General features: G+C 58.5%; 7 protein-coding genes and 6 rRNA genes. 10 read left to right on the forward strand and 3 right to left on the reverse strand.

What is annotated here, in order from left to right:
- Positions 1-9: 9 nt before the first annotated feature.
- On the reverse strand, positions 10-1,026 hold the full coding sequence (locus FPY90_RS14775; protein WP_498681798.1) for an NAD(P)H-dependent flavin oxidoreductase: 1,017 nt from the start codon (positions 1,024-1,026) through the stop codon (positions 10-12).
- A gap of 549 nt (positions 1,027-1,575) precedes the next feature.
- On the opposite strand from FPY90_RS14775, the gene FPY90_RS14780 reads away from it, so the two are divergent.
- The 3 genes from FPY90_RS14780 to rrf (FPY90_RS14790) all read left to right on the forward strand — a co-directional run bounded on the left by FPY90_RS14780 (position 1,576) and on the right by rrf (FPY90_RS14790) (position 7,074).
- A 16S ribosomal RNA gene (locus FPY90_RS14780) occupies positions 1,576-3,102 on the forward strand.
- Between the two features lie 556 nt (positions 3,103-3,658).
- Positions 3,659-6,784: ribosomal RNA gene (locus FPY90_RS14785) — 23S ribosomal RNA — on the forward strand.
- 173 nt (positions 6,785-6,957) lie between these two features.
- Positions 6,958-7,074: ribosomal RNA gene (gene rrf, locus FPY90_RS14790) — 5S ribosomal RNA — on the forward strand.
- Together the 16S, 23S and 5S rRNA genes form the textbook arrangement of a ribosomal RNA operon.
- Positions 7,075-7,257: 183 nt before the next feature.
- On the opposite strand, the gene FPY90_RS14795 is transcribed toward rrf (FPY90_RS14790), so the two are convergent.
- A complete protein-coding gene (locus FPY90_RS14795) occupies positions 7,258-8,418 on the reverse strand; it encodes an IS1249 family transposase (protein ID WP_498681800.1) in 1,161 nt (386 codons plus the stop codon).
- Positions 8,419-11,971: 3,553 nt separating this feature from the next.
- On the opposite strand from FPY90_RS14795, the gene FPY90_RS14800 reads away from it, so the two are divergent.
- From FPY90_RS14800 to FPY90_RS14815, 4 genes are all read left to right on the forward strand, one after another.
- Positions 11,972-13,498, forward strand: a 16S ribosomal RNA gene (locus FPY90_RS14800).
- 535 nt (positions 13,499-14,033) lie between these two features.
- Positions 14,034-17,165: ribosomal RNA gene (locus FPY90_RS14805) — 23S ribosomal RNA — on the forward strand.
- Between the two features lie 173 nt (positions 17,166-17,338).
- Positions 17,339-17,455 (forward strand): 5S ribosomal RNA (rrf, locus tag FPY90_RS14810).
- 537 nt (positions 17,456-17,992) lie between these two features.
- A complete protein-coding gene (locus tag FPY90_RS14815) occupies positions 17,993-19,996 on the forward strand; it encodes a M13 family metallopeptidase (RefSeq protein WP_498681802.1) in 2,004 nt (667 codons plus the stop codon).
- A gap of 66 nt (positions 19,997-20,062) precedes the next feature.
- Here the strand turns inward: FPY90_RS14815 and FPY90_RS14820 are convergent, their stop codons facing one another.
- Positions 20,063-20,935, reverse strand: a complete 873-nt coding sequence (locus FPY90_RS14820; RefSeq protein ID WP_498681804.1) for an alpha/beta fold hydrolase — start codon at positions 20,933-20,935, stop codon at positions 20,063-20,065.
- Positions 20,936-21,098: 163 nt separating this feature from the next.
- Between FPY90_RS14820 and lysS the strand changes: the two genes are divergently transcribed.
- From lysS to FPY90_RS14835, 3 genes are all read left to right on the forward strand, one after another.
- Positions 21,099-22,553 carry a lysine--tRNA ligase gene (gene lysS / locus FPY90_RS14825; protein WP_498685602.1) on the forward strand — a complete coding sequence of 485 codons (1,455 nt, stop codon included), beginning with the start codon at positions 21,099-21,101 and terminating at the stop codon, positions 22,551-22,553.
- A complete protein-coding gene (locus FPY90_RS14830; protein WP_209905819.1) occupies positions 22,554-22,730 on the forward strand; it encodes a hypothetical protein in 177 nt (58 codons plus the stop codon).
- A 120-nt stretch (positions 22,731-22,850) separates the two neighbouring features.
- Positions 22,851-23,171: a histone-like nucleoid-structuring protein Lsr2 gene (locus FPY90_RS14835; protein WP_071214548.1), complete on the forward strand. Its 321-nt coding sequence runs from the start codon at positions 22,851-22,853 to the stop codon at positions 23,169-23,171.
- Positions 23,172-23,298: the final 127 nt, after the last annotated feature.

Consider the following 23,298-nt stretch of genomic DNA (forward strand, 5'->3'; position numbering starts at 1 on the left):
CCGTGCTGGCTAGGAGGTCTCCCAGCGTTGGGACGCCTGTCGCAATACCGAGCGGAAGCGGGCAAGGTCCGCAACGATTTCCGCGGCGCTTTGGCCTGCGGCGGAGAGTCCTGCCGATTGGCCGGCATAGACCGGAGCCAAGGACAGGTCGGCCTGCGCCCGGGCCTCGTTGATCGAGTTGGTCAGGGAATCGTTTGCGTCGACCGTGGCACTGAGCGCCTCGAGGTCTTCGGCCCAGTTGTCGCTGAATTCGTTGCGCAGGGCCCGGCCGCCGTATTCCACCGGCCAATCGATTCTCTGGGCGATGTCGAAGGCCCGAGTGTAGATTGTGTCATCGATTCCGGCGGCCCCGATTGCATCCTTGATGTTCCGGTGGCTCATCGATTCCGTGGCCGCGGCAAAGCGTGTGCCGATCCAGGCCGCCGAAGCCCCTGCACCCAGGACGGCCGCGACTCCGGCGGCCGTGGCCAGTCCCCCCGCTGCGACCACCGGCTTGGTGGTCTTTTCCAAGGCCAGTTGCAGCAGGGGGAGTGTGGAGACTTCGTTCCGGCCGTGGCCCCCGCCCTCGTTCCCGCGGCAGATCACTACGTCGATGTCGTCCTCAAGTGCACGTGACAGTTCGGCCGCATTGCCTACCTGCATCCCGGTCAAGGCTCCGGATTCATGGACCAACGCGGCAGCAGGGCCCGGTTCGCCGAAGCTGATGCAGACGAAGGACGGGCCGTGTTCCAGGACATGCTCCAGGGGATCGAGGTTCTTGTCCAAGACCCAGGCCATCAGACCGGCACCCCAGGGGTGTCCGGACGAAGCCGTAATCCCTGCCTCGATATCGATCCACTTCTTGGTGGCGTTTCCGCCGATGCCCAGCATGCCAAAACCGCCCGCTGCCGACACGGCTGCGGCCAATGCACCGCCGGCAGCACCGGCCATGGAGGCATTGAAGATGGGTTCTGCATAACCAAGTACCTGCTGCAGTTTGTTGGCGGGGTAGATGCTGACCGCTGTGTTCTTTGGAAGTTCAGGCATGTTTTTCAGTCTAGGACTGATGCGGCACAGTCGATGTGATGCAGCGCTCAAAGGTCGAAATTGGAGGAATACGGGCATTCCCGGGCGAAAACCCGGAATGGTCCCCGGGTTTCCGCGGTTCTTGGTGTCCGGCCGGTGCAGGAGGCGCCCGTTTGGACATTCGGGCGGGTTGCGCGTAGAGTTGTTTCTCGCACCGAGCCCCGCAGCGTAGCCCGAAAGGGAGAGCAGCGGAAGGCGGATGCAAAGAATTCCAAATGAATTTCGGAAGTCGATTTGACTCCGGGTTTGAATGGGACTAAGCTTGAAAAGTTGCTCCAGAGCGAAGCGCCGGCAGGAAACGTCAGTCCGGGTCGTGGAAGTTGGAAGCGTCTGTTGTTTGAGAACTCAATAGTGTGCCAAGTTTGTTGATACCAATTTATTTATTTTATTGGTGAATGGTTTCAGGGTCCGCACCCCCGTGTGGGCGCCTGGGGCAATTTGCCGGGATTTTTTTACTTGGTGCAACCCGCAACCCTTTTTCCAGGGTCGTGTTGGTTGTGTCTGTATTTTTTTACGGAGAGTTTGATCCTGGCTCAGGATGAACGCTGGCGGCGTGCTTAACACATGCAAGTCGAACGATGACTTTTGTGCTTGCACAAGATGATTAGTGGCGAACGGGTGAGTAACACGTGAGTAACCTGCCCCTGACTTCGGGATAAGCCTGGGAAACTGGGTCTAATACCGGATATGCACCGTGGACCGCATGGTCCTTGGTGGAAAGACTTGTTGGTCAGGGATGGACTCGCGGCCTATCAGCTTGTTGGTGAGGTAATGGCTCACCAAGGCGACGACGGGTAGCCGGCCTGAGAGGGTGACCGGCCACACTGGGACTGAGACACGGCCCAGACTCCTACGGGAGGCAGCAGTGGGGAATATTGCACAATGGGCGAAAGCCTGATGCAGCGACGCCGCGTGAGGGATGACGGCCTTCGGGTTGTAAACCTCTTTCAGTAGGGAAGAAGCGAAAGTGACGGTACCTGCAGAAGAAGCGCCGGCTAACTACGTGCCAGCAGCCGCGGTAATACGTAGGGCGCAAGCGTTATCCGGAATTATTGGGCGTAAAGAGCTCGTAGGCGGTTTGTCGCGTCTATCGTGAAAGTCCGAGGCTCAACCTCGGATCTGCGGTGGGTACGGGCAGACTAGAGTGATGTAGGGGAGACTGGAATTCCTGGTGTAGCGGTGAAATGCGCAGATATCAGGAGGAACACCGATGGCGAAGGCAGGTCTCTGGGCATTAACTGACGCTGAGGAGCGAAAGCATGGGGAGCGAACAGGATTAGATACCCTGGTAGTCCATGCCGTAAACGTTGGGCACTAGGTGTGGGGACATTCCACGTTTTCCGCGCCGTAGCTAACGCATTAAGTGCCCCGCCTGGGGAGTACGGCCGCAAGGCTAAAACTCAAAGGAATTGACGGGGGCCCGCACAAGCGGCGGAGCATGCGGATTAATTCGATGCAACGCGAAGAACCTTACCAAGGCTTGACATGTGCCAGACCGCCGTGGAAACACGGTTTCCCCTTTGGGGCTGGTTCACAGGTGGTGCATGGTTGTCGTCAGCTCGTGTCGTGAGATGTTGGGTTAAGTCCCGCAACGAGCGCAACCCTCGTTCCATGTTGCCAGCGCGTAAAGGCGGGGACTCATGGGAGACTGCCGGGGTCAACTCGGAGGAAGGTGGGGACGACGTCAAATCATCATGCCCCTTATGTCTTGGGCTTCACGCATGCTACAATGGCCGGTACAATGGGTTGCGATACTGTGAGGTGGAGCTAATCCCAAAAAGCCGGTCTCAGTTCGGATTGGGGTCTGCAACTCGACCCCATGAAGTCGGAGTCGCTAGTAATCGCAGATCAGCAACGCTGCGGTGAATACGTTCCCGGGCCTTGTACACACCGCCCGTCAAGTCACGAAAGTTGGTAACACCCGAAGCCGGTGGCCTAACCCCTTGTGGGAGGGAGCCGTCGAAGGTGGGACCGGCGATTGGGACTAAGTCGTAACAAGGTAGCCGTACCGGAAGGTGCGGCTGGATCACCTCCTTTCTAAGGAGCAACTAGCACCAGGTGTGCACGCCAAAGCGCGTGTGTCACGGGTGTTCAGTGCTGCTCGCATCCACCACTTGTGTTGGTGGGCGAGTGCTCAAGGGTGGAATATCAACAAATCACGGCCGTCCATCGCTGGTGGATGGTCTTCTAGTACGCTTCCGGACTTGTCCGGTGGCTGGAACGGGGACCATCGGTGAGCGCGGGTGGTCTTTGGCACACTGTTGGGTCCTGAAACAACAGGCCCCGGCGTTTTCGCTGCCCCTTTGGGGTGTGCGGAGGGGTCGGGTTTTGTTTTTTCAGTGTTCCCGCGCATGGCCTAAGCCAACACGTTCCCCTTTGTTGCGGGTGTGTGGGTGGTGGGTGCGACGGGGTTGTTGTTTGGGAACTGCATAGTGGACGCGAGCATCTTGTGAAGCAGGGACTTTGTCCTTGTTTTGCATAAGCAATTTCTTATGAATTATTGAACCTGGTATGCACATCGTTCGCGGTGTGTGTTTCTTGGTTCTTTCGATTGTATGTATGAAGCTCATGTAAATTTTTGACCCTTGTTTGTGGTCAAGTTTTTAAGGGCGCACGGTGGATGCCTTGGCATTGGGAGCCGAAGAAGGACGTGGGAATCTGCGATAAGCCTGGTGGAGTCGATAACCGGACGTTGAGACCAGGATTTCCGAATGGGGAAACCCCGCACCATGTCATGTGGTGCGACCCGCAGCTGAACACATAGGCTGCGTGGAGGGAACGCGGGGAAGTGAAACATCTCAGTACCCGCAGGAAGAGAAAACAAAAGTGATTCCGTTAGTAGTGGCGAGCGAACGCGGATGGGGCTAAACCGAGCCATGTGTGATAGCCGGCGGGCGTTGCATGGTCGGGGTTGTGGGACTTTTACATACCAGTTCTGCCGGACTGGTGAAGTGAGGTGCGGGCGCATAGGCGAATCGGCTTGAATGCCGGACCATAGAGGGTGAGAGTCCCGTAGTGCGAATGCGTTCCGCCGCTTTGTGAGAGCATCCCAAGTAGGACGGGGCCCGAGAAATCCCGTTTGAATCCGCCAGGACCACCTGGTAAGCCTAAATACTACCCAATGACCGATAGCGGACAAGTACCGTGAGGGAATGGTGAAAAGTACCCCGGGAGGGGAGTGAAATAGTACCTGAAACCGTGCGCTTACAATCCGTTGGAGCCTCCTTGTTGGGGTGACAGCGTGCCTTTTGAAGAATGAGCCTGCGAGTTAGTGTTACGTCGCGAGGTTAACCCGTGTGGGGAAGCCGTAGCGAAAGCGAGTCTGAATAGGGCGAGTCAGTGGCGTGATCTAGACCCGAAGCGAAGTGATCTACCCATGGCCAGGTTGAAGCGCGTGTAAGAGCGCGTGGAGGACCGAACCCACTTCAGTTGAAAATGGAGGGGATGAGCTGTGGGTAGGGGTGAAAGGCCAATCAAACTTCGTGATAGCTGGTTCTCCCCGAAATGCATTTAGGTGCAGCGTTGCGTGTTTCTTGCCGGAGGTAGAGCTACTGGATGGCTAATGGGCCCTACAAGGTTACTGACGTCAGCCAAACTCCGAATGCCGGCAAGTGAGAGCGCAGCAGTGAGACTGTGGGGATAAGCTTCATAGTCGAGAGGGAAACAGCCCAGAACGCCAACTAAGGCCCTAAGCGTGTGCTAAGTGGAAAAGGATGTGGAGTTGCGAAGACAACCAGGAGGTTGGCTTAGAAGCAGCCACCCTTGAAAGAGTGCGTAATAGCTCACTGGTCAAGTGATTCCGCGCCGACAATGTAGCGGGGCTCAAGCACACCGCCGAAGTTGCGTCATTCATATTTTTGGCAGGCCTTCGTGGTCCAGCCGTGTGGATGGGTAGGGGAGCGTCGTGTGGGCAGTGAAGTCGCGGTGTAAACCAGCGGTGGAGCCCACACGAGTGAGAATGCAGGCATGAGTAGCGAATGACGGGTGAGAAACCCGTCCGCCGAATGATCAAGGGTTCCAGGGTCAAGCTAATCTGCCCTGGGTAAGTCGGGACCTAAGGCGAGGCCGACAGGCGTAGTCGATGGACAACGGGTTGATATTCCCGTACCGGCGAAAAACCGCCCATATTGACCTGGTGATGCTAACCACCCCAAGTGCCCACCATCGTTCCTTCGGGAGCGGTACCGGGTGTGCGGCGTGGGACCCGAACCAGGGAGGTAAGCGTATTAACAGGTGTGACGCAGGAAGGTAGCCGAGCCAGGCAATGGAATTGACCTGGTCCAAGGATGTAGGGCGAGTCATAGGCAAATCCGTGACTCATGATGCCTGAGATCCGATAGGCGCCCCCTTGGGGGGTGATTCGGTGATCCTATGCTGCCAAGAAAAGCATCGACGCGAGGTTTTAGCCGCCCGTACCCCAAACCGACACAGGTGATCAGGTAGAGAATACTAAGGCGATCGAGAGAATCATGGTTAAGGAACTCGGCAAAATGCCCCCGTAACTTCGGGAGAAGGGGGGCCTGCCCCGTGATGGGACCATGCGTTCCGGAGCGGGTGTGGGCCGCAGAGACCAGGGGAAGCGACTGTTTACTAAAAACACAGGTCCGTGCGAAGTCGCAAGACGATGTATACGGACTGACTCCTGCCCGGTGCTGGAAGGTTAAGAGGACCGGTTAGCCCTTGTGGGCGAAGCTGAGAATTTAAGCCCCAGTAAACGGCGGTGGTAACTATAACCATCCTAAGGTAGCGAAATTCCTTGTCGGGTAAGTTCCGACCTGCACGAATGGAGTAACGACTTCCCCGCTGTCTCAACCATGAACTCGGCGAAATTGCACTACGAGTAAAGATGCTCGTTACGCGCAGCAGGACGGAAAGACCCCGAGACCTTTACTATAGTTTGGTATTGGTGTTCGGTGCAGCTTGTGTAGGATAGGTGGGAGACGTTGAAGCCCGGACGCCAGTTCGGGTGGAGTCATCGTTGAAATACCACTCTGGCTGTACCGGTCACCTAACTTCGGCCCATGATCTGGGTCAGGGACAGTGCCTGATGGGTAGTTTAACTGGGGCGGTTGCCTCCTAAAGAGTAACGGAGGCGCCCAAAGGTTCCCTCAGCCTGGTTGGCAATCAGGTGTCGAGTGTAAGTGCACAAGGGAGCTTGACTGTGAGAGCGACAGCTCGAGCAGGGACGAAAGTCGGGACTAGTGATCCGGCGGCACGTTGTGGAACGGCCGTCGCTCAACGGATAAAAGGTACCTCGGGATAACAGGCTGATCTTGCCCAAGAGTCCATATCGACGGCATGGTTTGGCACCTCGATGTCGGCTCGTCGCATCCTGGGGCTGGAGTAGGTCCCAAGGGTTGGGCTGTTCGCCCATTAAAGCGGTACGCGAGCTGGGTTTAGAACGTCGTGAGACAGTTCGGTCCCTATCCGCTGCGCGCGCAGGAAATTTGAGAAGGGCTGTCCTTAGTACGAGAGGACCGGGACGGACGAACCTCTGGTGTGTCAGTTGTACTGCCAAGTGCACCGCTGATTAGCTACGTTCGGAAGGGATAACCGCTGAAAGCATCTAAGCGGGAAGCCCACTTCAAGATGAGATTTCCACGCCACCTTGTGTGGCGAGAGGCCCCAGCCAGACCACTGGGTTGATAGGCGGGATGTGGAAGCGAGGACCAAAGACTCGTGAAGCTGACCCGTACTAATAGGCCGACAACTTCAACCACAAACACCACACCACCCCCCTGGGGTGGTTGGCAAGATACGCTGCGTCCACTATGCGGTCCCGAAACAACAACCCTTGTTGTCGCGGAACCACAACAACACAACAACCACTATTGTGGTCGTAACCCATTTTTCACGCCCCCGGAGAACCTCCGGGCAGTGCGTGGCTAGAGTTACGGCGGTCATAGCGTGGGGGAAACGCCCGGTCCCATACCGAACCCGGAAGCTAAGACCCACCGCGCCGATGGTACTGCACTCGGGAGGGTGTGGGAGAGTAGGTCACCGCCGGACACCCTGTCCCGGAACCCCCAAGCCTGTGGCTTGGGGGTTCCGATGCTTAACGCCCGTTCCCGGCCCCCGGCACCCGCCGGGGGCCGCACCCGCTTAAGGACCGGCACCGCCGGCGGCCTATAGGACAAAAAGTGTGTCTGCCCCGGGTGTGTCACCCGGGGCTTTCTCATGTCAGGGCACGGTTTAGCAGGGCCGACCTGCCCATCCCTTCCTGGCCCAAAGCCCTTCCTCCGGACTGAATCCGGTGCCCAACGTTTCCGGTCCGATCTGTTCTTCCTCATGTATTGCCTTGGGTGCCGGCTTCAGATGTTCGGGACGGATGAGAGTGTGCGGTGCGGCAGGTTTCTCGCTGTGAGTGTAGAGCCACCATTCGACAGCGCGTTTGGCATGTTCTGGCCGCATCCCACGGTGGTTGCGCAACAAGGCGCGCAGGTGAGTGTTGACCCCACCCTCGATCTTGTTGGTCGTCGAGTCGACACCAACGTCGATGAGTTCAGGATGCAGGTACGTGAACAGGTGCCCATTCTTAGCCAGACGTTCCATCAGTCGGTAGGCCTTGCGCAGCCGGTCGTGCGTGTACCACCAGGCTTGATTTGAACGGACCCCGGCCGGCCGGAAGCCTGCGGGCCCCTGTTGGTAGGAGCGTTGCTTGATCAGGTCCCCGTGTTCGGTATTCCACTGGTTCAGCACTTGGACCCAGGCGGCGGCCTCTTCGGTGGTCTTCAGCCGCGTCAGCGCTAGGGAGATACGACGCAGGGCCCGCCCGGCATCGGTGCGCGGCCGCAACGTCAGGTAGGTGCGAACGTTGCGCTGGACATGGACCAGGCAGCGCTGGATTCTGGTCTCGGGCCACGCCCGAGACAGGGCTGAGGCCAGCCCCGATCCGCCGTCGATGACCACCGCGCGCGGGGCCGGGATCAGTTCCATCAGCGCCAGCCAGGCGGCCGACTTTTCCGTGTCGCACCACTGCCAGCCGATGACGTGCCCGTCGGCGATCGCGATCAGGCAGCACCAGCCCCGGCCCAGGTAGATGCCGTCCATCTGGACCTGGCCGTGGATCTCGCCGGTCACCGCGACCACGGGTTCGATGTTCCAGCACCACTGCGTGGAGCGGCGGAAGGTCCGACCGCCACCGGGGCCGATCTCTGCTTGGGAATCCTTGCCCATGAGCCACTGCAGGAACTGGTCCAGTTCGGCTTTGCGGGCTAGGTCGCTACGTTTGCGGACGCTGCTGGCTCCGCAGTCAATGCATCTCCAGCGTTGGGTCCCGGCGGTCGTCTTTCCATTGCGTTTCAGCCGAGATCCGCATACATCACAGTGCTTCGATTTTCCAGAACCATTCACGGTTAATGGCCCAAGGCTATAAGAAACCCCGTTCTGCCGCGCTACCGTTGGGAAGCAGGCCCCTCACAGACACACTTTCTGTCCTATAAGCCCCGCCGGCCGGCACCGCAGGAACCAGGGAAACCAACACCCAACCCATATTGCGCAGGTCTATGCGCCCAGGGACTGGCTTTTCGTAGGCGCACCCCAAGGGCATCGTGATGCTTTCATCCGTGGTGATCGGACGTGACCTTCAGGTGAGCCGCATTGAGAAACCCCCTGGCAGCGCCGATGACCGCAAGAGGCAACTGTTGTTAGTGGCCTTGGAAATATGCCCACTGGTGGCCATCCTGAGACCACCATATTTTCCATGCCCGGCCACGAGGGTGGCCTGCTGGCGGTCAGTCAGCCCAAAAGCTCGAATCCCCAGGTGGCTGGGGCTTCGATTCGTTCCCGGGACACGTGGGGTCCAGCTACGATTGCGTGCCCACCGCTCGGTGGGACAACGGAAGATCGAAACGTCCTGTACGTCTCGAACCGTATTTCCCCGGTTCGGCAGCGAATGCCGATCGAAGCGAGTCGCAGGCTAGGTGTGTCCCGGCCCTGACAGGCACGGCCCATATTGGTGCCGATCCAATGCCAAATTTAGAAGTTTTCTGTTCGGACGCTTGAAAGTCCGTGGCAGGGATTGGACCACACACGGATGTCCATTGGGTTGCGGCCAAATGTGAGCTAAGCCGTGGCCGCAGGTGGACATTTCCTCATGGCCGCTTACAGACAATCTTGCGCTTCCCCGCGTTGGGCCCCCAAGTACCGCCATCCGCCGACAGCCCTCTCCCTCGAGCATGTCCTCGATCCTCGAATCAAGGACCACCGAGCTGAGCTTCGCCGCTGGAGGCGTTCAACCCTGAAGCACTGGTTAGCCCTGACACGCAATCCCTGCACAATACAGTTCGGCAGTTCAGGCATCAATGAGTATTCGACGCTTTGGGGGCCACCCATTATTGTGCTTGGGTGCCAGCGATATTGCCGTTGGGGGCAGCAACTGCCCGGATGGGAGCCACCTGCCCCAACGGATCCACGAATGTTGAACGGTGCCGATCTTCACCTGCATGTTCCAGCTTCCGACACCGATCCAGAGGGCGTTGTAGATGATCCGCCCCATGACCGCTTCGTCGTGGACGAAGTGCCGGACCGTAGGCGCCGGCCCGCCTGAAGACACTGCGGGGGGAACACCGTCCGGCCGCGGCTGCGTGGCCTTCGCCCACGCAGCGTGCGCAGGCACTTTCCGGTGGTGGGTCCCGGCAATGGCGGTGCCACGCCGGCAGGATTGAACCAGCCATGCTGCTCCGAAGCATTGTTGTAACGCCGATCGAATTGTCATGGGCAACCGGTCTGTCCCCGGTCCGGCTGGGTCCCGGCATGGCCGCGGCCACCCGTCGACGGCAAGGTGGCTTCCAGACATGCCCTTGGTGGCTCCCATGGAGGATATTCGCGTTTTCCCGGGATGGTCCCCACCCGCAATATTGCTGGCTCCCACAGGGGCAAATATTCAATCAATGAGGAAAACAAGTTTTCATCTGCACGATCACCTTGTCCAGCGGGGCAACCAACGCGCGGTGCAGGCCAGGAATCAGGTGATACGCCGGCCCAGACGGTGGCGGCCCGAAATATGCCAATTGTGGCGGTGTCTCCGGCAGCCTGCCGAAGATCGCCATTGGCGGTCTGGCGTCTGCTCGCGTATTGCCTGCTGATGCCCTAGTTCAAGCTGGCATATCTCGCCGGCCATGAAGTTCCCCAAGAAGATCCCTCTCCGGTAACCAATGGTGCTGCGTCAAAGCGGCTTGCACGACTAGTTCCGGCTTGAGGGGTCCAGCTCGTGAATTTGTGGATCTACGATATTGCCGGGGCCTAAATGCATCATCCTGCCCGATTAGAGAGGAATCCACGGGACTCAGCCGCGGTGCGTGGAATCCCTTCTTGCGGCCAGAGCTCACCGCAGAGATGGACCGAAGCAAAGGGTGGCTGCAAGGAGGCAGCGGGGAGAATGCATTGTTCGGCCAGGAACAGCGGAAGCCAAATGATCCCGATGCTATCCATGCTTCAGACCACAGTCGACAACAACCGAGAGGATTGTGCATCGACGCCGCAGTAGGTACCGCTCCATTGCCAGGCCGCGCCGCATAACTGTTTTGCTTCCGAATGCAGAACACCCTAGCCGCCGGCGTGGGAAGCCTCGGGAACAGGGAGGGACCAAGTTCTACTTCTGTCTTGATGTGGCAGGATGCCCGCGGTAGTAGTTACCGGGAACTCTCGGTGTAGATCCGCCATTTATGCCGCGGTCGTCAATCCAGCTGAGAATCATGGCAGAGCGGCGCTGGAGTCGCTGCCGTTGGTGTCGGGTTTCCTTATGACCGGAACTCCATGGTCAGGGACGCATGAGGGATCGTCTCAGCAGTTCGGCGACGCGGCTAACTCATGATCGGGAAGGAGCTCGGAGCTCGGCGCCAAAAGGGCGTCACTAGCCCACGCCGAGTCAACCGCACTTCGTTGCAACCTTGAGCAAGTGTCGGATGCGCGTATGGCGCGTACCGAAAATAGCGCAGGCGAACATGCGGCCAGTAGCGACGGCCCCTGGGATGGTCAGGGAAGAGCACGCGCGCAGGATCCTGATCGCCATCCCCGGTAATCTGCTACCGACGTGAAGCCCAAGCTGACTTGCCGCTACGACTTCAGTGCTCTCTTGCTTACATTGCTGTATCGTCGCGGGGTTCAGATCGGAGCTGGAGGACCATGGCTGCTTTCGACGCACCGGGTCGAACCCAGAGTTCGGTGACAACCTAACAATGGATGAGGCGGTGTCCTGCTTGGTTCTTGTTCAGCCTGTTGGCCACGAAAATCTTGCTTTAGCTGGATGAAACCGTGCCGAGCTATCAATCGTCCAGATTCGTGCAGCTGCTTGCTTTGGATTACGGGGGTGTCAGCATGGCGCGGATCACTTCCTTCTGTTTCCGCCGATTGGCCTGGTTGGGTGCCGCGGCGGGAGCGCCTTCCCTTTGTTTGCTTGGGTTCTTTGCTGAATCAGTGCAGGTAAGCGTCGATTTGCGGTGGTGGGAAATGGTGTGTATAGTTTTCTAAGTCGCCGCGAGGGACACAGCGGGAAAGCCGCTGGAAGAATCGCCGGGCGACCGAAATCTCTACCAAAACCCCCACCCAGTATTTTCCCGGTGCCTTCGTGCGCCGGAAAAAGTACGGCGGGAATCGCATGCTAGACCAGGTCGGGCCGGAAACGGTGGATTTGCGTCGGGACACGCGGTGGGGTAAGGTAGACAAGTTGCTCCAGAGCGAAGCGCCGGCAGGAAACGTCAGTCCGGGTCGTGGAAGTTGGAAGCGTCTGTTGTTTGAGAACTCAATAGTGTGCCAAGTTTGTTGATACCAATTTATTTATTTTATTGGTGAATGGTTTCAGGGTCCGCACCCCCGTGTGGGCGCCTGGGGCAATTTGCCGGGATTTTTTTACTTGGTGCAACCCGCAACCCTTTTTCCAGGGTCGTGTTGGTTGTGTCTGTATTTTTTTACGGAGAGTTTGATCCTGGCTCAGGATGAACGCTGGCGGCGTGCTTAACACATGCAAGTCGAACGATGACTTTTGTGCTTGCACAAGATGATTAGTGGCGAACGGGTGAGTAACACGTGAGTAACCTGCCCCTGACTTCGGGATAAGCCTGGGAAACTGGGTCTAATACCGGATATGCACCGTGGACCGCATGGTCCTTGGTGGAAAGACTTGTTGGTCAGGGATGGACTCGCGGCCTATCAGCTTGTTGGTGAGGTAATGGCTCACCAAGGCGACGACGGGTAGCCGGCCTGAGAGGGTGACCGGCCACACTGGGACTGAGACACGGCCCAGACTCCTACGGGAGGCAGCAGTGGGGAATATTGCACAATGGGCGAAAGCCTGATGCAGCGACGCCGCGTGAGGGATGACGGCCTTCGGGTTGTAAACCTCTTTCAGTAGGGAAGAAGCGAAAGTGACGGTACCTGCAGAAGAAGCGCCGGCTAACTACGTGCCAGCAGCCGCGGTAATACGTAGGGCGCAAGCGTTATCCGGAATTATTGGGCGTAAAGAGCTCGTAGGCGGTTTGTCGCGTCTATCGTGAAAGTCCGAGGCTCAACCTCGGATCTGCGGTGGGTACGGGCAGACTAGAGTGATGTAGGGGAGACTGGAATTCCTGGTGTAGCGGTGAAATGCGCAGATATCAGGAGGAACACCGATGGCGAAGGCAGGTCTCTGGGCATTAACTGACGCTGAGGAGCGAAAGCATGGGGAGCGAACAGGATTAGATACCCTGGTAGTCCATGCCGTAAACGTTGGGCACTAGGTGTGGGGACATTCCACGTTTTCCGCGCCGTAGCTAACGCATTAAGTGCCCCGCCTGGGGAGTACGGCCGCAAGGCTAAAACTCAAAGGAATTGACGGGGGCCCGCACAAGCGGCGGAGCATGCGGATTAATTCGATGCAACGCGAAGAACCTTACCAAGGCTTGACATGTGCCAGACCGCCGTGGAAACACGGTTTCCCCTTTGGGGCTGGTTCACAGGTGGTGCATGGTTGTCGTCAGCTCGTGTCGTGAGATGTTGGGTTAAGTCCCGCAACGAGCGCAACCCTCGTTCCATGTTGCCAGCGCGTAAAGGCGGGGACTCATGGGAGACTGCCGGGGTCAACTCGGAGGAAGGTGGGGACGACGTCAAATCATCATGCCCCTTATGTCTTGGGCTTCACGCATGCTACAATGGCCGGTACAATGGGTTGCGATACTGTGAGGTGGAGCTAATCCCAAAAAGCCGGTCTCAGTTCGGATTGGGGTCTGCAACTCGACCCCATGAAGTCGGAGTCGCTAGTAATCGCAGATCAGCAACGCTGCGGTGAATACGTTCCCGGGCCTTGTACACACCGCCCGTCAAGTCACGAAAGTTGGTAACACCCGAAGCCGGTGGCCTAACCCCTTGTGGGAGGGAGCCGTCGAAGGTGGGACCGGCGATTGGGACTAAGTCGTAACAAGGTAGCCGTACCGGAAGGTGCGGCTGGATCACCTCCTTTCTAAGGAGCAACTAGCACCAGGCAGGGATTCCACAGTGTTTCCCTTGCGGGTGTTCAGTGCTGCTCGCATCCACCACTTGTGTTGGTGGGCGAGTGCTCAAGGGTGGAATATCAACAAATCACGGCCGTCCATCGCTGGTGGATGGTCTTCTAGTACGCTTCCGGACTTGTCCGGTGGCTGGAACGGGGACCATCGGTGAGCGCGGGTGGTCTTTGGCACACTGTTGGGTCCTGAAACAACAGGCCCCGGTCCCCTTGCGGGATCGGGTTTTGTTTTTTCAGTGTTCCCGCGCATGGCCTAAGCCGACACGTTCCCCTTTGTTGCGGGTGTGTGGGTGGTGGGTGCGACGGGGTTGTTGTTTGGGAACTGCATAGTGGACGCGAGCATCTTGTGAAGCAGGGACTTTGTCCTTGTTTTGCATAAGCAATTTCTTATGAATTATTGAACCTGGTATGCGCATCGTTCGCGGTGTGTGTTTCTTGGTTCTTTCGATTGTATGTATGAAGCTCATGTAAATTTTTGACCCTTGTTTGTGGTCAAGTTTTTAAGGGCGCACGGTGGATGCCTTGGCATTGGGAGCCGAAGAAGGACGTGGGAATCTGCGATAAGCCTGGTGGAGTCGATAACCGGACGTTGAGACCAGGATTTCCGAATGGGGAAACCCCGCACCATGTCATGTGGTGCGACCCGCAGCTGAACACATAGGCTGCGTGGAGGGAACGCGGGGAAGTGAAACATCTCAGTACCCGCAGGAAGAGAAAACAAAAGTGATTCCGTTAGTAGTGGCGAGCGAACGCGGATGGGGCTAAACCGAGCCATGTGTGATAGCCGGCGGGCGTTGCATGGTCGGGGTTGTGGGACTTTTACATACCAGTTCTGCCGGACTGGTGAAGTGAGGTGCGGGCGCATAGGCGAATCGGCTTGAATGCCGGACCATAGAGGGTGAGAGTCCCGTAGTGCGAATGCGTTCCGCCGCTTTGTGAGAGCATCCCAAGTAGGACGGGGCCCGAGAAATCCCGTTTGAATCCGCCAGGACCACCTGGTAAGCCTAAATACTACCCAATGACCGATAGCGGACAAGTACCGTGAGGGAATGGTGAAAAGTACCCCGGGAGGGGAGTGAAATAGTACCTGAAACCGTGCGCTTACAATCCGTTGGAGCCTCCTTGTTGGGGTGACAGCGTGCCTTTTGAAGAATGAGCCTGCGAGTTAGTGTTACGTCGCGAGGTTAACCCGTGTGGGGAAGCCGTAGCGAAAGCGAGTCTGAATAGGGCGAGTCAGTGGCGTGATCTAGACCCGAAGCGAAGTGATCTACCCATGGCCAGGTTGAAGCGCGTGTAAGAGCGCGTGGAGGACCGAACCCACTTCAGTTGAAAATGGAGGGGATGAGCTGTGGGTAGGGGTGAAAGGCCAATCAAACTTCGTGATAGCTGGTTCTCCCCGAAATGCATTTAGGTGCAGCGTTGCGTGTTTCTTGCCGGAGGTAGAGCTACTGGATGGCTAATGGGCCCTACAAGGTTACTGACGTCAGCCAAACTCCGAATGCCGGCAAGTGAGAGCGCAGCAGTGAGACTGTGGGGATAAGCTTCATAGTCGAGAGGGAAACAGCCCAGAACGCCAACTAAGGCCCCTAAGCGTGTGCTAAGTGGAAAAGGATGTGGAGTTGCGAAGACAACCAGGAGGTTGGCTTAGAAGCAGCCACCCTTGAAAGAGTGCGTAATAGCTCACTGGTCAAGTGATTCCGCGCCGACAATGTAGCGGGGCTCAAGCACACCGCCGAAGTTGCGTCATTCATATTTTTGGCAGGCCTTCGTGGTCCAGCCGTGTGGATGGGTAGGGGAGCGTCGTGTGGGCAGTGAAGTCGCGGTGTAAACCAGCGGTGGAGCCCACACGAGTGAGAATGCAGGCATGAGTAGCGAATGACGGGTGAGAAACCCGTCCGCCGAATGATCAAGGGTTCCAGGGTCAAGCTAATCTGCCCTGGGTAAGTCGGGACCTAAGGCGAGGCCGACAGGCGTAGTCGATGGACAACGGGTTGATATTCCCGTACCGGCGAAAAACCGCCCATATTGACCTGGTGATGCTAACCACCCCAAGTGCCCACCATCGTTCCTTCGGGAGCGGTACCGGGTGTGCGGCGTGGGACCCGAACCAGGGAGGTAAGCGTATTAACAGGTGTGACGCAGGAAGGTAGCCGAGCCAGGCAATGGAATTGACCTGGTCCAAGGATGTAGGGCGAGTCATAGGCAAATCCGTGACTCATGATGCCTGAGATCCGATAGGCGCCCCCCTTGGGGGGTGATTCGGTGATCCTATGCTGCCAAGAAAAGCATCGACGCGAGGTTTTAGCCGCCCGTACCCCAAACCGACACAGGTGATCAGGTAGAGAATACTAAGGCGATCGAGAGAATCATGGTTAAGGAACTCGGCAAAATGCCCCCGTAACTTCGGGAGAAGGGGGGCCTGCCCCGTGATGGGACCATGCGTTCCGGAGCGGGTGTGGGCCGCAGAGACCAGGGGGAAGCGACTGTTTACTAAAAACACAGGTCCGTGCGAAGTCGCAAGACGATGTATACGGACTGACTCCTGCCCGGTGCTGGAAGGTTAAGAGGACCGGTTAGCCCCTTGTGGGCGAAGCTGAGAATTTAAGCCCCAGTAAACGGCGGTGGTAACTATAACCATCCTAAGGTAGCGAAATTCCTTGTCGGGTAAGTTCCGACCTGCACGAATGGAGTAACGACTTCCCCGCTGTCTCAACCATGAACTCGGCGAAATTGCACTACGAGTAAAGATGCTCGTTACGCGCAGCAGGACGGAAAGACCCCGAGACCTTTACTATAGTTTGGTATTGGTGTTCGGTGCAGCTTGTGTAGGATAGGTGGGAGACGTTGAAGCCCGGACGCCAGTTCGGGTGGAGTCATCGTTGAAATACCACTCTGGCTGTACCGGTCACCTAACTTCGGCCCATGATCTGGGTCAGGGACAGTGCCTGATGGGTAGTTTAACTGGGGCGGTTGCCTCCTAAAGAGTAACGGAGGCGCCCAAAGGTTCCCTCAGCCTGGTTGGCAATCAGGTGTCGAGTGTAAGTGCACAAGGGAGCTTGACTGTGAGAGCGACAGCTCGAGCAGGGACGAAAGTCGGGACTAGTGATCCGGCGGCACGTTGTGGAACGGCCGTCGCTCAACGGATAAAAGGTACCTCGGGGATAACAGGCTGATCTTGCCCAAGAGTCCATATCGACGGCATGGTTTGGCACCTCGATGTCGGCTCGTCGCATCCTGGGGCTGGAGTAGGTCCCAAGGGTTGGGCTGTTCGCCCATTAAAGCGGTACGCGAGCTGGGTTTAGAACGTCGTGAGACAGTTCGGTCCCTATCCGCTGCGCGCGCAGGAAATTTGAGAAGGGCTGTCCTTAGTACGAGAGGACCGGGACGGACGAACCTCTGGTGTGTCAGTTGTACTGCCAAGTGCACCGCTGATTAGCTACGTTCGGAAGGGATAACCGCTGAAAGCATCTAAGCGGGAAGCCCACTTCAAGATGAGATTTCCACGCCACCTTGTGTGGCGAGAGGCCCCCAGCCAGACCACTGGGTTGATAGGCGGGATGTGGAAGCGAGGACCAAAGACTCGTGAAGCTGACCCGTACTAATAGGCCGACAACTTCAACCACAAACACCACACCACCCCCCTGGGGTGGTTGGCAAGATACGCTGCGTCCACTATGCGGTCCCGAAACAACAACCCTTGTTGTCGCGGAACCACAACAACACAACAACCACTATTGTGGTCGTAACCCATTTTTCACGCCCCCGGAGAACCTCCGGGCAGTGCGTGGCTAGAGTTACGGCGGTCATAGCGTGGGGGAAACGCCCGGTCCCATACCGAACCCGGAAGCTAAGACCCACCGCGCCGATGGTACTGCACTCGGGAGGGTGTGGGAGAGTAGGTCACCGCCGGACACCCTGTCCCGGAACCCCCAAGCCTGTGGCTTGGGGGTTCCGATGCTTAACGCCCGTTCCCGGCCCCCGGCACCCGCCGGGGGCCGCACCCGCTTAAGGACCGGCACCGCCGGCCGGCACCGCAGGAACCAGGGAAACCAACACCCAACGAATCCGGCCAAAAGTTATGCACAGCTTCGGTGGATAACTCTGTACGCCTTTCTGTGCACCGAGCCCACCAATTGCGTGAGGCCACGAGCGTTGGCCGTTGAGCAGTGCATGGCCCCAGTCGCTCCATGATTCCGTGAATTGATTGGTCTCGATTGACGGTTCCGCAGCGGCACTTCCCGCGGGCTATTTCACCATCGGAATAACCACGCAAAATTATGTCAAATTCTTGTTTCAGACGCGTAAAGTGAGTTCTTGAGACGCAGAACACGCTACGCGTCGCCGCCCGCGTCTTTCCCTCCTCGACCTGGTGCAAGGAACTAGGTCGCGATGAGGCAGATTTGCTGCGGCTCCAGCTGCACGCGTATGGATGAATGGAATAGGACCACAATGAGCACCGATTCGTCACTTGCTACCAACGCCGGGGATCCGAAACTCAGCGAGAACCACCGCGACGAAAGCGTCAGGCCACAGGACGACCTGTATCGCCACGCAAACGGCACCTGGCTCTCTAGTGCACAGATCCCGGCCGACCAAGGCAGCTACGGCTCCTTCATGGCGCTGCGAGACGATTCGGAGGCCGCTGTCCGAGCCATCATCGAGGCAGCCGCGGAAAACCGCCAAGCGGCCGACGGCTCCGTGGATGGGCGCAAGGAGCGCATCGCCAACCTCTACGCCAGCTTCATGGACGAAGAGCGCATCGAGGCTAGTGGAGTCGAACCGATCCGCGCCGACCTGGCGGCCATCTACGAAACCACTAACATCGCAGAACTCCTCGCGCTGAGCGGATCGTTTTTCCGCCGAGGCGTTTCCGGCTTCATCCAGGCCGGGGCCAGCTCAGATGCCGGATCTCCGGAACGCAACCTGCTGACCCTGATCCAGGGCGGCCTGGGCTTGCCGGACGAGTCCTACTACCGTGAAGAGCAATTCGCGGAGCTCCTGGGCGAATACCAGGAGCACCTGGGCAGGCTGCTGTCCTTGGGAGAGCTGACCGACACTGGGACGGCGGCGCGGGACGTTGTCGCGCTGGAATCCGCGTTGGCCTCCCACCACTGGGACAGGGTCAAATGCCGCGACGCCCAGGCACGCTACAACCTCATGACGGCCGCAGAGTTGCTGGAACACATCCCGTCCCTGGCTGGGTGGCTCGAAGGTGCAGGAATCGAGGAGAAGTACTTCGCCGAGGTCGACGTGTGGCAGCCAAGCTATCTCAAGGGTCTTGAGCAGGTCCTTGGCAGCGAACCCCTCGCCTCCTGGCAGCACTGGCTGGCCGTGCAACTGATCCGCTCAAACGCACCGTACCTCTCCAGCGCATTCGTGAATGAAAACTTCTCCTTCTACTCCGCGAAGCTCGCAGGGGTGCAGGAACTACGCGAACGCTGGAAGCGCGGGGTGGCATTCACCGAAGGTGCTGTCGGCGAAGACATCGGCCAGCTCTACGTTGCGGAGCACTTCCCACAACGCAGCAAGGACGAGATGGATGCTCTGGTGGCCAACCTCATTGACGCCTATCGCCAGTCCATAGGCGAGCTTTCCTGGATGAGCCCGGAAACCAAGGACAAGGCACTGGAAAAGCTGTCGATGTTCCGCCCGAAGATTGGCTACCCGAACGAGTGGATCGACTACTCCGGCATTTCGACGGTGGCGGACAATGTCATTTCCAATATCGCCGCGGCCAACGAATTCGAATTCCTGCGCGAACTGAAAAAGATCGATGATGGTGTGGATCGAGAACTGTGGTTCATGTACCCGCAGACGGTCAACGCGTATTACCACCCGCTGCTGAACGAGATTGCTTTCCCTGCTGCCATCCTGCGCTCACCGTTCTTTGACGCCGATCGCGACGCTGCATCCAACTACGGGGCCATCGGTGCGGTCATCGGGCACGAGATCGGGCATGGCTTCGACGACCAGGGCTCGCAGTTCGACGGGACCGGCGAACTGAAGAACTGGTGGACCGACGAGGACCGGGAGGCCTTCGAAAAGCTCACCGGCAAGCTCGTTGACCAGTACGATGTGTTGGTGCCCCCGGAAGCCCCGGAACACCACGTCAACGGCAAGCTCACGCTCGGGGAGAACATCGGCGACCTGGGCGGTCTCGGCATCGCCTACACCGCCTACAAGCTCGACATGGCGGCCCGCGGGATGGACACCGACGAGGTCATTGACGGGCTGACCGGGGATCAGCGCTTCTTCTACTCGTGGGCCGAATGCTGGCGCACGCTGTCCCGCCCGGAGACCATGATCACCCGCATCACCACGGACCCGCACTCTCCGGGCGAATTCCGCTGCAACCAGGTACCCAAGAACATGGATGCGTTCCACGATGCCTTCGGCACCAAGCCGGGAGACGGCATGTGGCTGGATCCGGAGGATCGCGTCAAGATCTGGTGACCGCCGATGCTGCCGCCGTCCGTTCCCATCCGGGATGGACGGCGGCAGCATTCTTGGTTCCGGCGACTATGGCCGGGTGAAGTAGTCGCCGATGTCGTCGAGCAACGACGTGAACGCAGCCGGAACGGACCCGTGCATGCCCTTGGGGGTTTCGAGGTAGGTGGATCCCGGGACCACCTCATGCAGCTTCCGTGCGGTCGAACGGAAGTACTTCGCGCTTTTGGATCCCGCCATGAAGCGAGTATTTTCCGGCAGGATCGAGAATCCGCTTGCGGGTTGCGATTCCTCAAGTGCGGCCTTCAGCTCGCCCACCCCGCTGGGCAGCATTGTGCGGGCCAGCTTGCCGGCCTTGGTTCGGGAAGTCCCTGCCAGCAGCGCGGCAAGGATTGGCTCGGGAATCTTCCCCAGGGTGGGTGAAAACTTCATGCCGCGCTGCATACGTGCCAGGGCTCGACTGTTTCTCCCCGCCGCCACATCGTCCGAGAAAGCATCCAGCCACGTCGTGTCGATGGAGGCGTCAAGGTTGATGGCCGGGTCGTAGACCGCCAGGCGCGCGGGAACCGGGCCATCGCCCTTCGCCCCGGGGTCCAGGAACCTGCGCACTGCATTGAGCACCACGGCGCCGCCCAAGGAGTGCCCAAAGAGGCTTTGCGCCCCGGTGTGTTCGAGCATGAGCGCCACGTCTGCGATCTCGGTGTCCATGGAGTAGTCCGCAGGCTGCTCGGTCGAATTGCCACGCCCGCGGCGGTCGTATACGTCCACCGTCCAGTTCTCGCCCAACCTGGCTCCGAGGGCCGCGGCAAACGGACGATAGATCAATGCGGTCAAGAACGCTCCGCCGACAACCAGGATCCGACGGTGCCCGGGAGCTTGCGGATCGCCATATGAATACAGAGCCAGTGAGCCGCCATCGGAGGTTCGCAGAATGTTTTCTTCCATGATTCCTCCATCCTATTCTGCGCAGGAAAATGGCGTCGGGGTGTTGCTGAACACCTCTCAGCCCGCGCTCAGATTATTCGGACTAGAATTGGCTATTGTGACTGCCGAAAAAACTGCCCCAGTAGCCAGCCCTGCCGAGACCAACGACCAGCGCCAGGTGCGCATGGACAAGCGTGCCGCTTTGTTGGCCCGCGGAGACGAAGCCTATCCAGTGGGCGTCGCGCGCACTCACTCGCTACATGAAATCCGGGAACAATTCCCCGAGCTGGCTCCGGACACCGCAACGGGTGTGACCGTTGGCATCGTCGGGCGCATCGTGTTCATGCGCAATACCGGCAAGCTGTGCTTCGCCACCTTGCAGGAGGGCGGGCCCGAGGGCGCCGGCACCCGGCTCCAGGCCATGCTCTCGCTTGCCAACATCGGCGAGGATAAGCTGGCTGATTGGAAGTCCCTGGTGGACCTGGGCGACCACGTGCTGATCACCGGTGAGGTCATTGCCTCCCGCCGTGGCGAGCTTTCGGTCATGGCCACCGACTGGAAGATGGCGTCCAAGGCACTGCGTCCCCTTCCTGTCCTGCACGCCGAGCTCAACGAAGAGACCCGCGTTCGCCAGCGCTACGCGGACTTGATCGTGCGTGACGAAGCCCGTGAAATGGTCTACAAGCGTGCGGCGATCACCCGCTCGGTGCGGGACACCATGCACTCCCGCGGCTATGTCGAGGTTGAGACCCCGATGCTGCAGCTGGTCCACGGCGGCGCTTCCGCGCGCCCGTTCGAGACCCACCTGAACGCATTTGACCAGCCAATGACCCTGCGCATAGCCCTCGAGCTGTACCTCAAGCGCGCCGTCGTTGGCGGTATTGACCGCGTGTTCGAAATGGGTCGGATCTTCCGCAATGAAGGTGTGGACTCCACGCACTCCCCGGAGTTCACGATGCTCGAATGCTACGAAGCATACGCAGATCAGTTCGTGATGGCCGAGCGCATCCAGGAAATCATCCTCAATGCGGCCGACGCCGTGGGTGCCGGCCGCCAGCTTGAGACCCCCAAGGGAACCATCGACCTGGACGGGGAATGGGCATGGCTTGGTGTGTACCCGGGTCTCTCCAAGGGAGTGGGCCAGGAAATCACCCCCGAGACTTCTGCGGAAACACTGCGCGAAATTGCGCAGAAGCATGAAGTGAAAGTCGATCCAAAATGGGATGCTGAAAAGCTGGTCATTGAATTGTTTGGAGAAATCGTTGAACCGACTCTCATCAATCCGACTTTCGTCTACGATTACCCGCCGGCTGCCCAGCCGCTGGCCCGCCCGCACCGCAGCAAGCCGGGCGTCATCGAGGCCTGGGACCTGATCATTGGCGGCATGGAGCGCGGCACTGCCTTCTCCGAACTGATTGACCCAGTGATCCAGCGTGAGCGGTTGACCGAGCAGTCCCGCATGGCCGCGGATGGCGACGACGAGGCCATGCAGCTGGACGAAGACTTCCTGCGTGCGCTGGAATATGGCGCTCCGCCAATGGGCGGTATCGGGCTGGGCATCGACCGCCTCGTCATGCTGTTTGTCGACACCGGGATCCGCGAAACCATTCTCTTTCCGTTGCTCAAGCCGGAGGCCTAAATGCCGTATATCGAGGCGCTTGTCCCGACCATTGTTGTTGCCCTGGTCTTTTGGTTTGCCATCCGTGCTGTATCCAACGTGGATCGCACGGAGCGCGCAGCGGAAGCCGAAGTCGAGGAACAAATTAAATTGGCGGCACAGGCCAAGGACAACAAAAGCCCGAAAGCTGATAATTAGCCCATTATCTCTATTTCCACTTGCTGAATGACGCTTACTTGTGTTTATGATATGAGTGCGAGCATGGGCCAATACCGTTAATTGGTTCATGCGAATTCCCACCCCAGCAAGGAGACGGTAATGGCACGTCAGGTCCAAATAGCATTGATTGATGATATCGACGGTTCCGAGGCAGTAGAATCCATCGTATTCGGCATCGGCGGACAGCACTATGAAATTGACCTCAATGAGGAAAATGCAGAAGCTTTCCGTGAAGCCTTTAAGCCCTACATCAAGGTTGCCCGCACCTCGAAGCAGTTCACCCCGAAGGAAGCTCCGGCCATCCGCGCCTGGGCCAAGGAGAACAACGTCAAGGTCAACGCCCGCGGCCGTCTGCAGGCCGATGTAATCGCTGCCTACCACGCAGCCCAGGCGAAGAAGTCGCGCTCGAAGTCCAAGTAGCACTTTCGGCACCTGATACTTCCGGCGGGCCCAGCGCCCCCGGCCGCTGTGGGGAATGCGAATAAACGTCGAGGGATCGGCTCCAGTGAAATGGAACCGGTCCCTCGACGTTGTTTAATCCAAAGTT

The organism is Arthrobacter sp. C2, from assembly GCA_024207135.1.
In the GTDB taxonomy this organism is placed as follows: Bacteria; Actinomycetota; Actinomycetes; order Actinomycetales; family Micrococcaceae; genus Paeniglutamicibacter.

Coding starts and splice junctions, on each gene's coding strand:
- FPY90_RS14775 (WP_498681798.1), bottom strand. CDS start 1,026: ATGCCTGAACTTCCAAAGAACACAGCGGTCAGCATCTACCCCGCCAAC.
- FPY90_RS14815 (WP_498681802.1), top strand. CDS start 17,993: ATGAGCACCGATTCGTCACTTGCTACCAACGCCGGGGATCCGAAACTC.
- FPY90_RS14820 (WP_498681804.1), bottom strand. CDS start 20,935: ATGGAAGAAAACATTCTGCGAACCTCCGATGGCGGCTCACTGGCTCTG.
- lysS (WP_498685602.1), top strand. CDS start 21,099: ATGGACAAGCGTGCCGCTTTGTTGGCCCGCGGAGACGAAGCCTATCCA.
- FPY90_RS14830 (WP_209905819.1), top strand. CDS start 22,554: ATGCCGTATATCGAGGCGCTTGTCCCGACCATTGTTGTTGCCCTGGTC.
- FPY90_RS14835 (WP_071214548.1), top strand. CDS start 22,851: ATGGCACGTCAGGTCCAAATAGCATTGATTGATGATATCGACGGTTCC.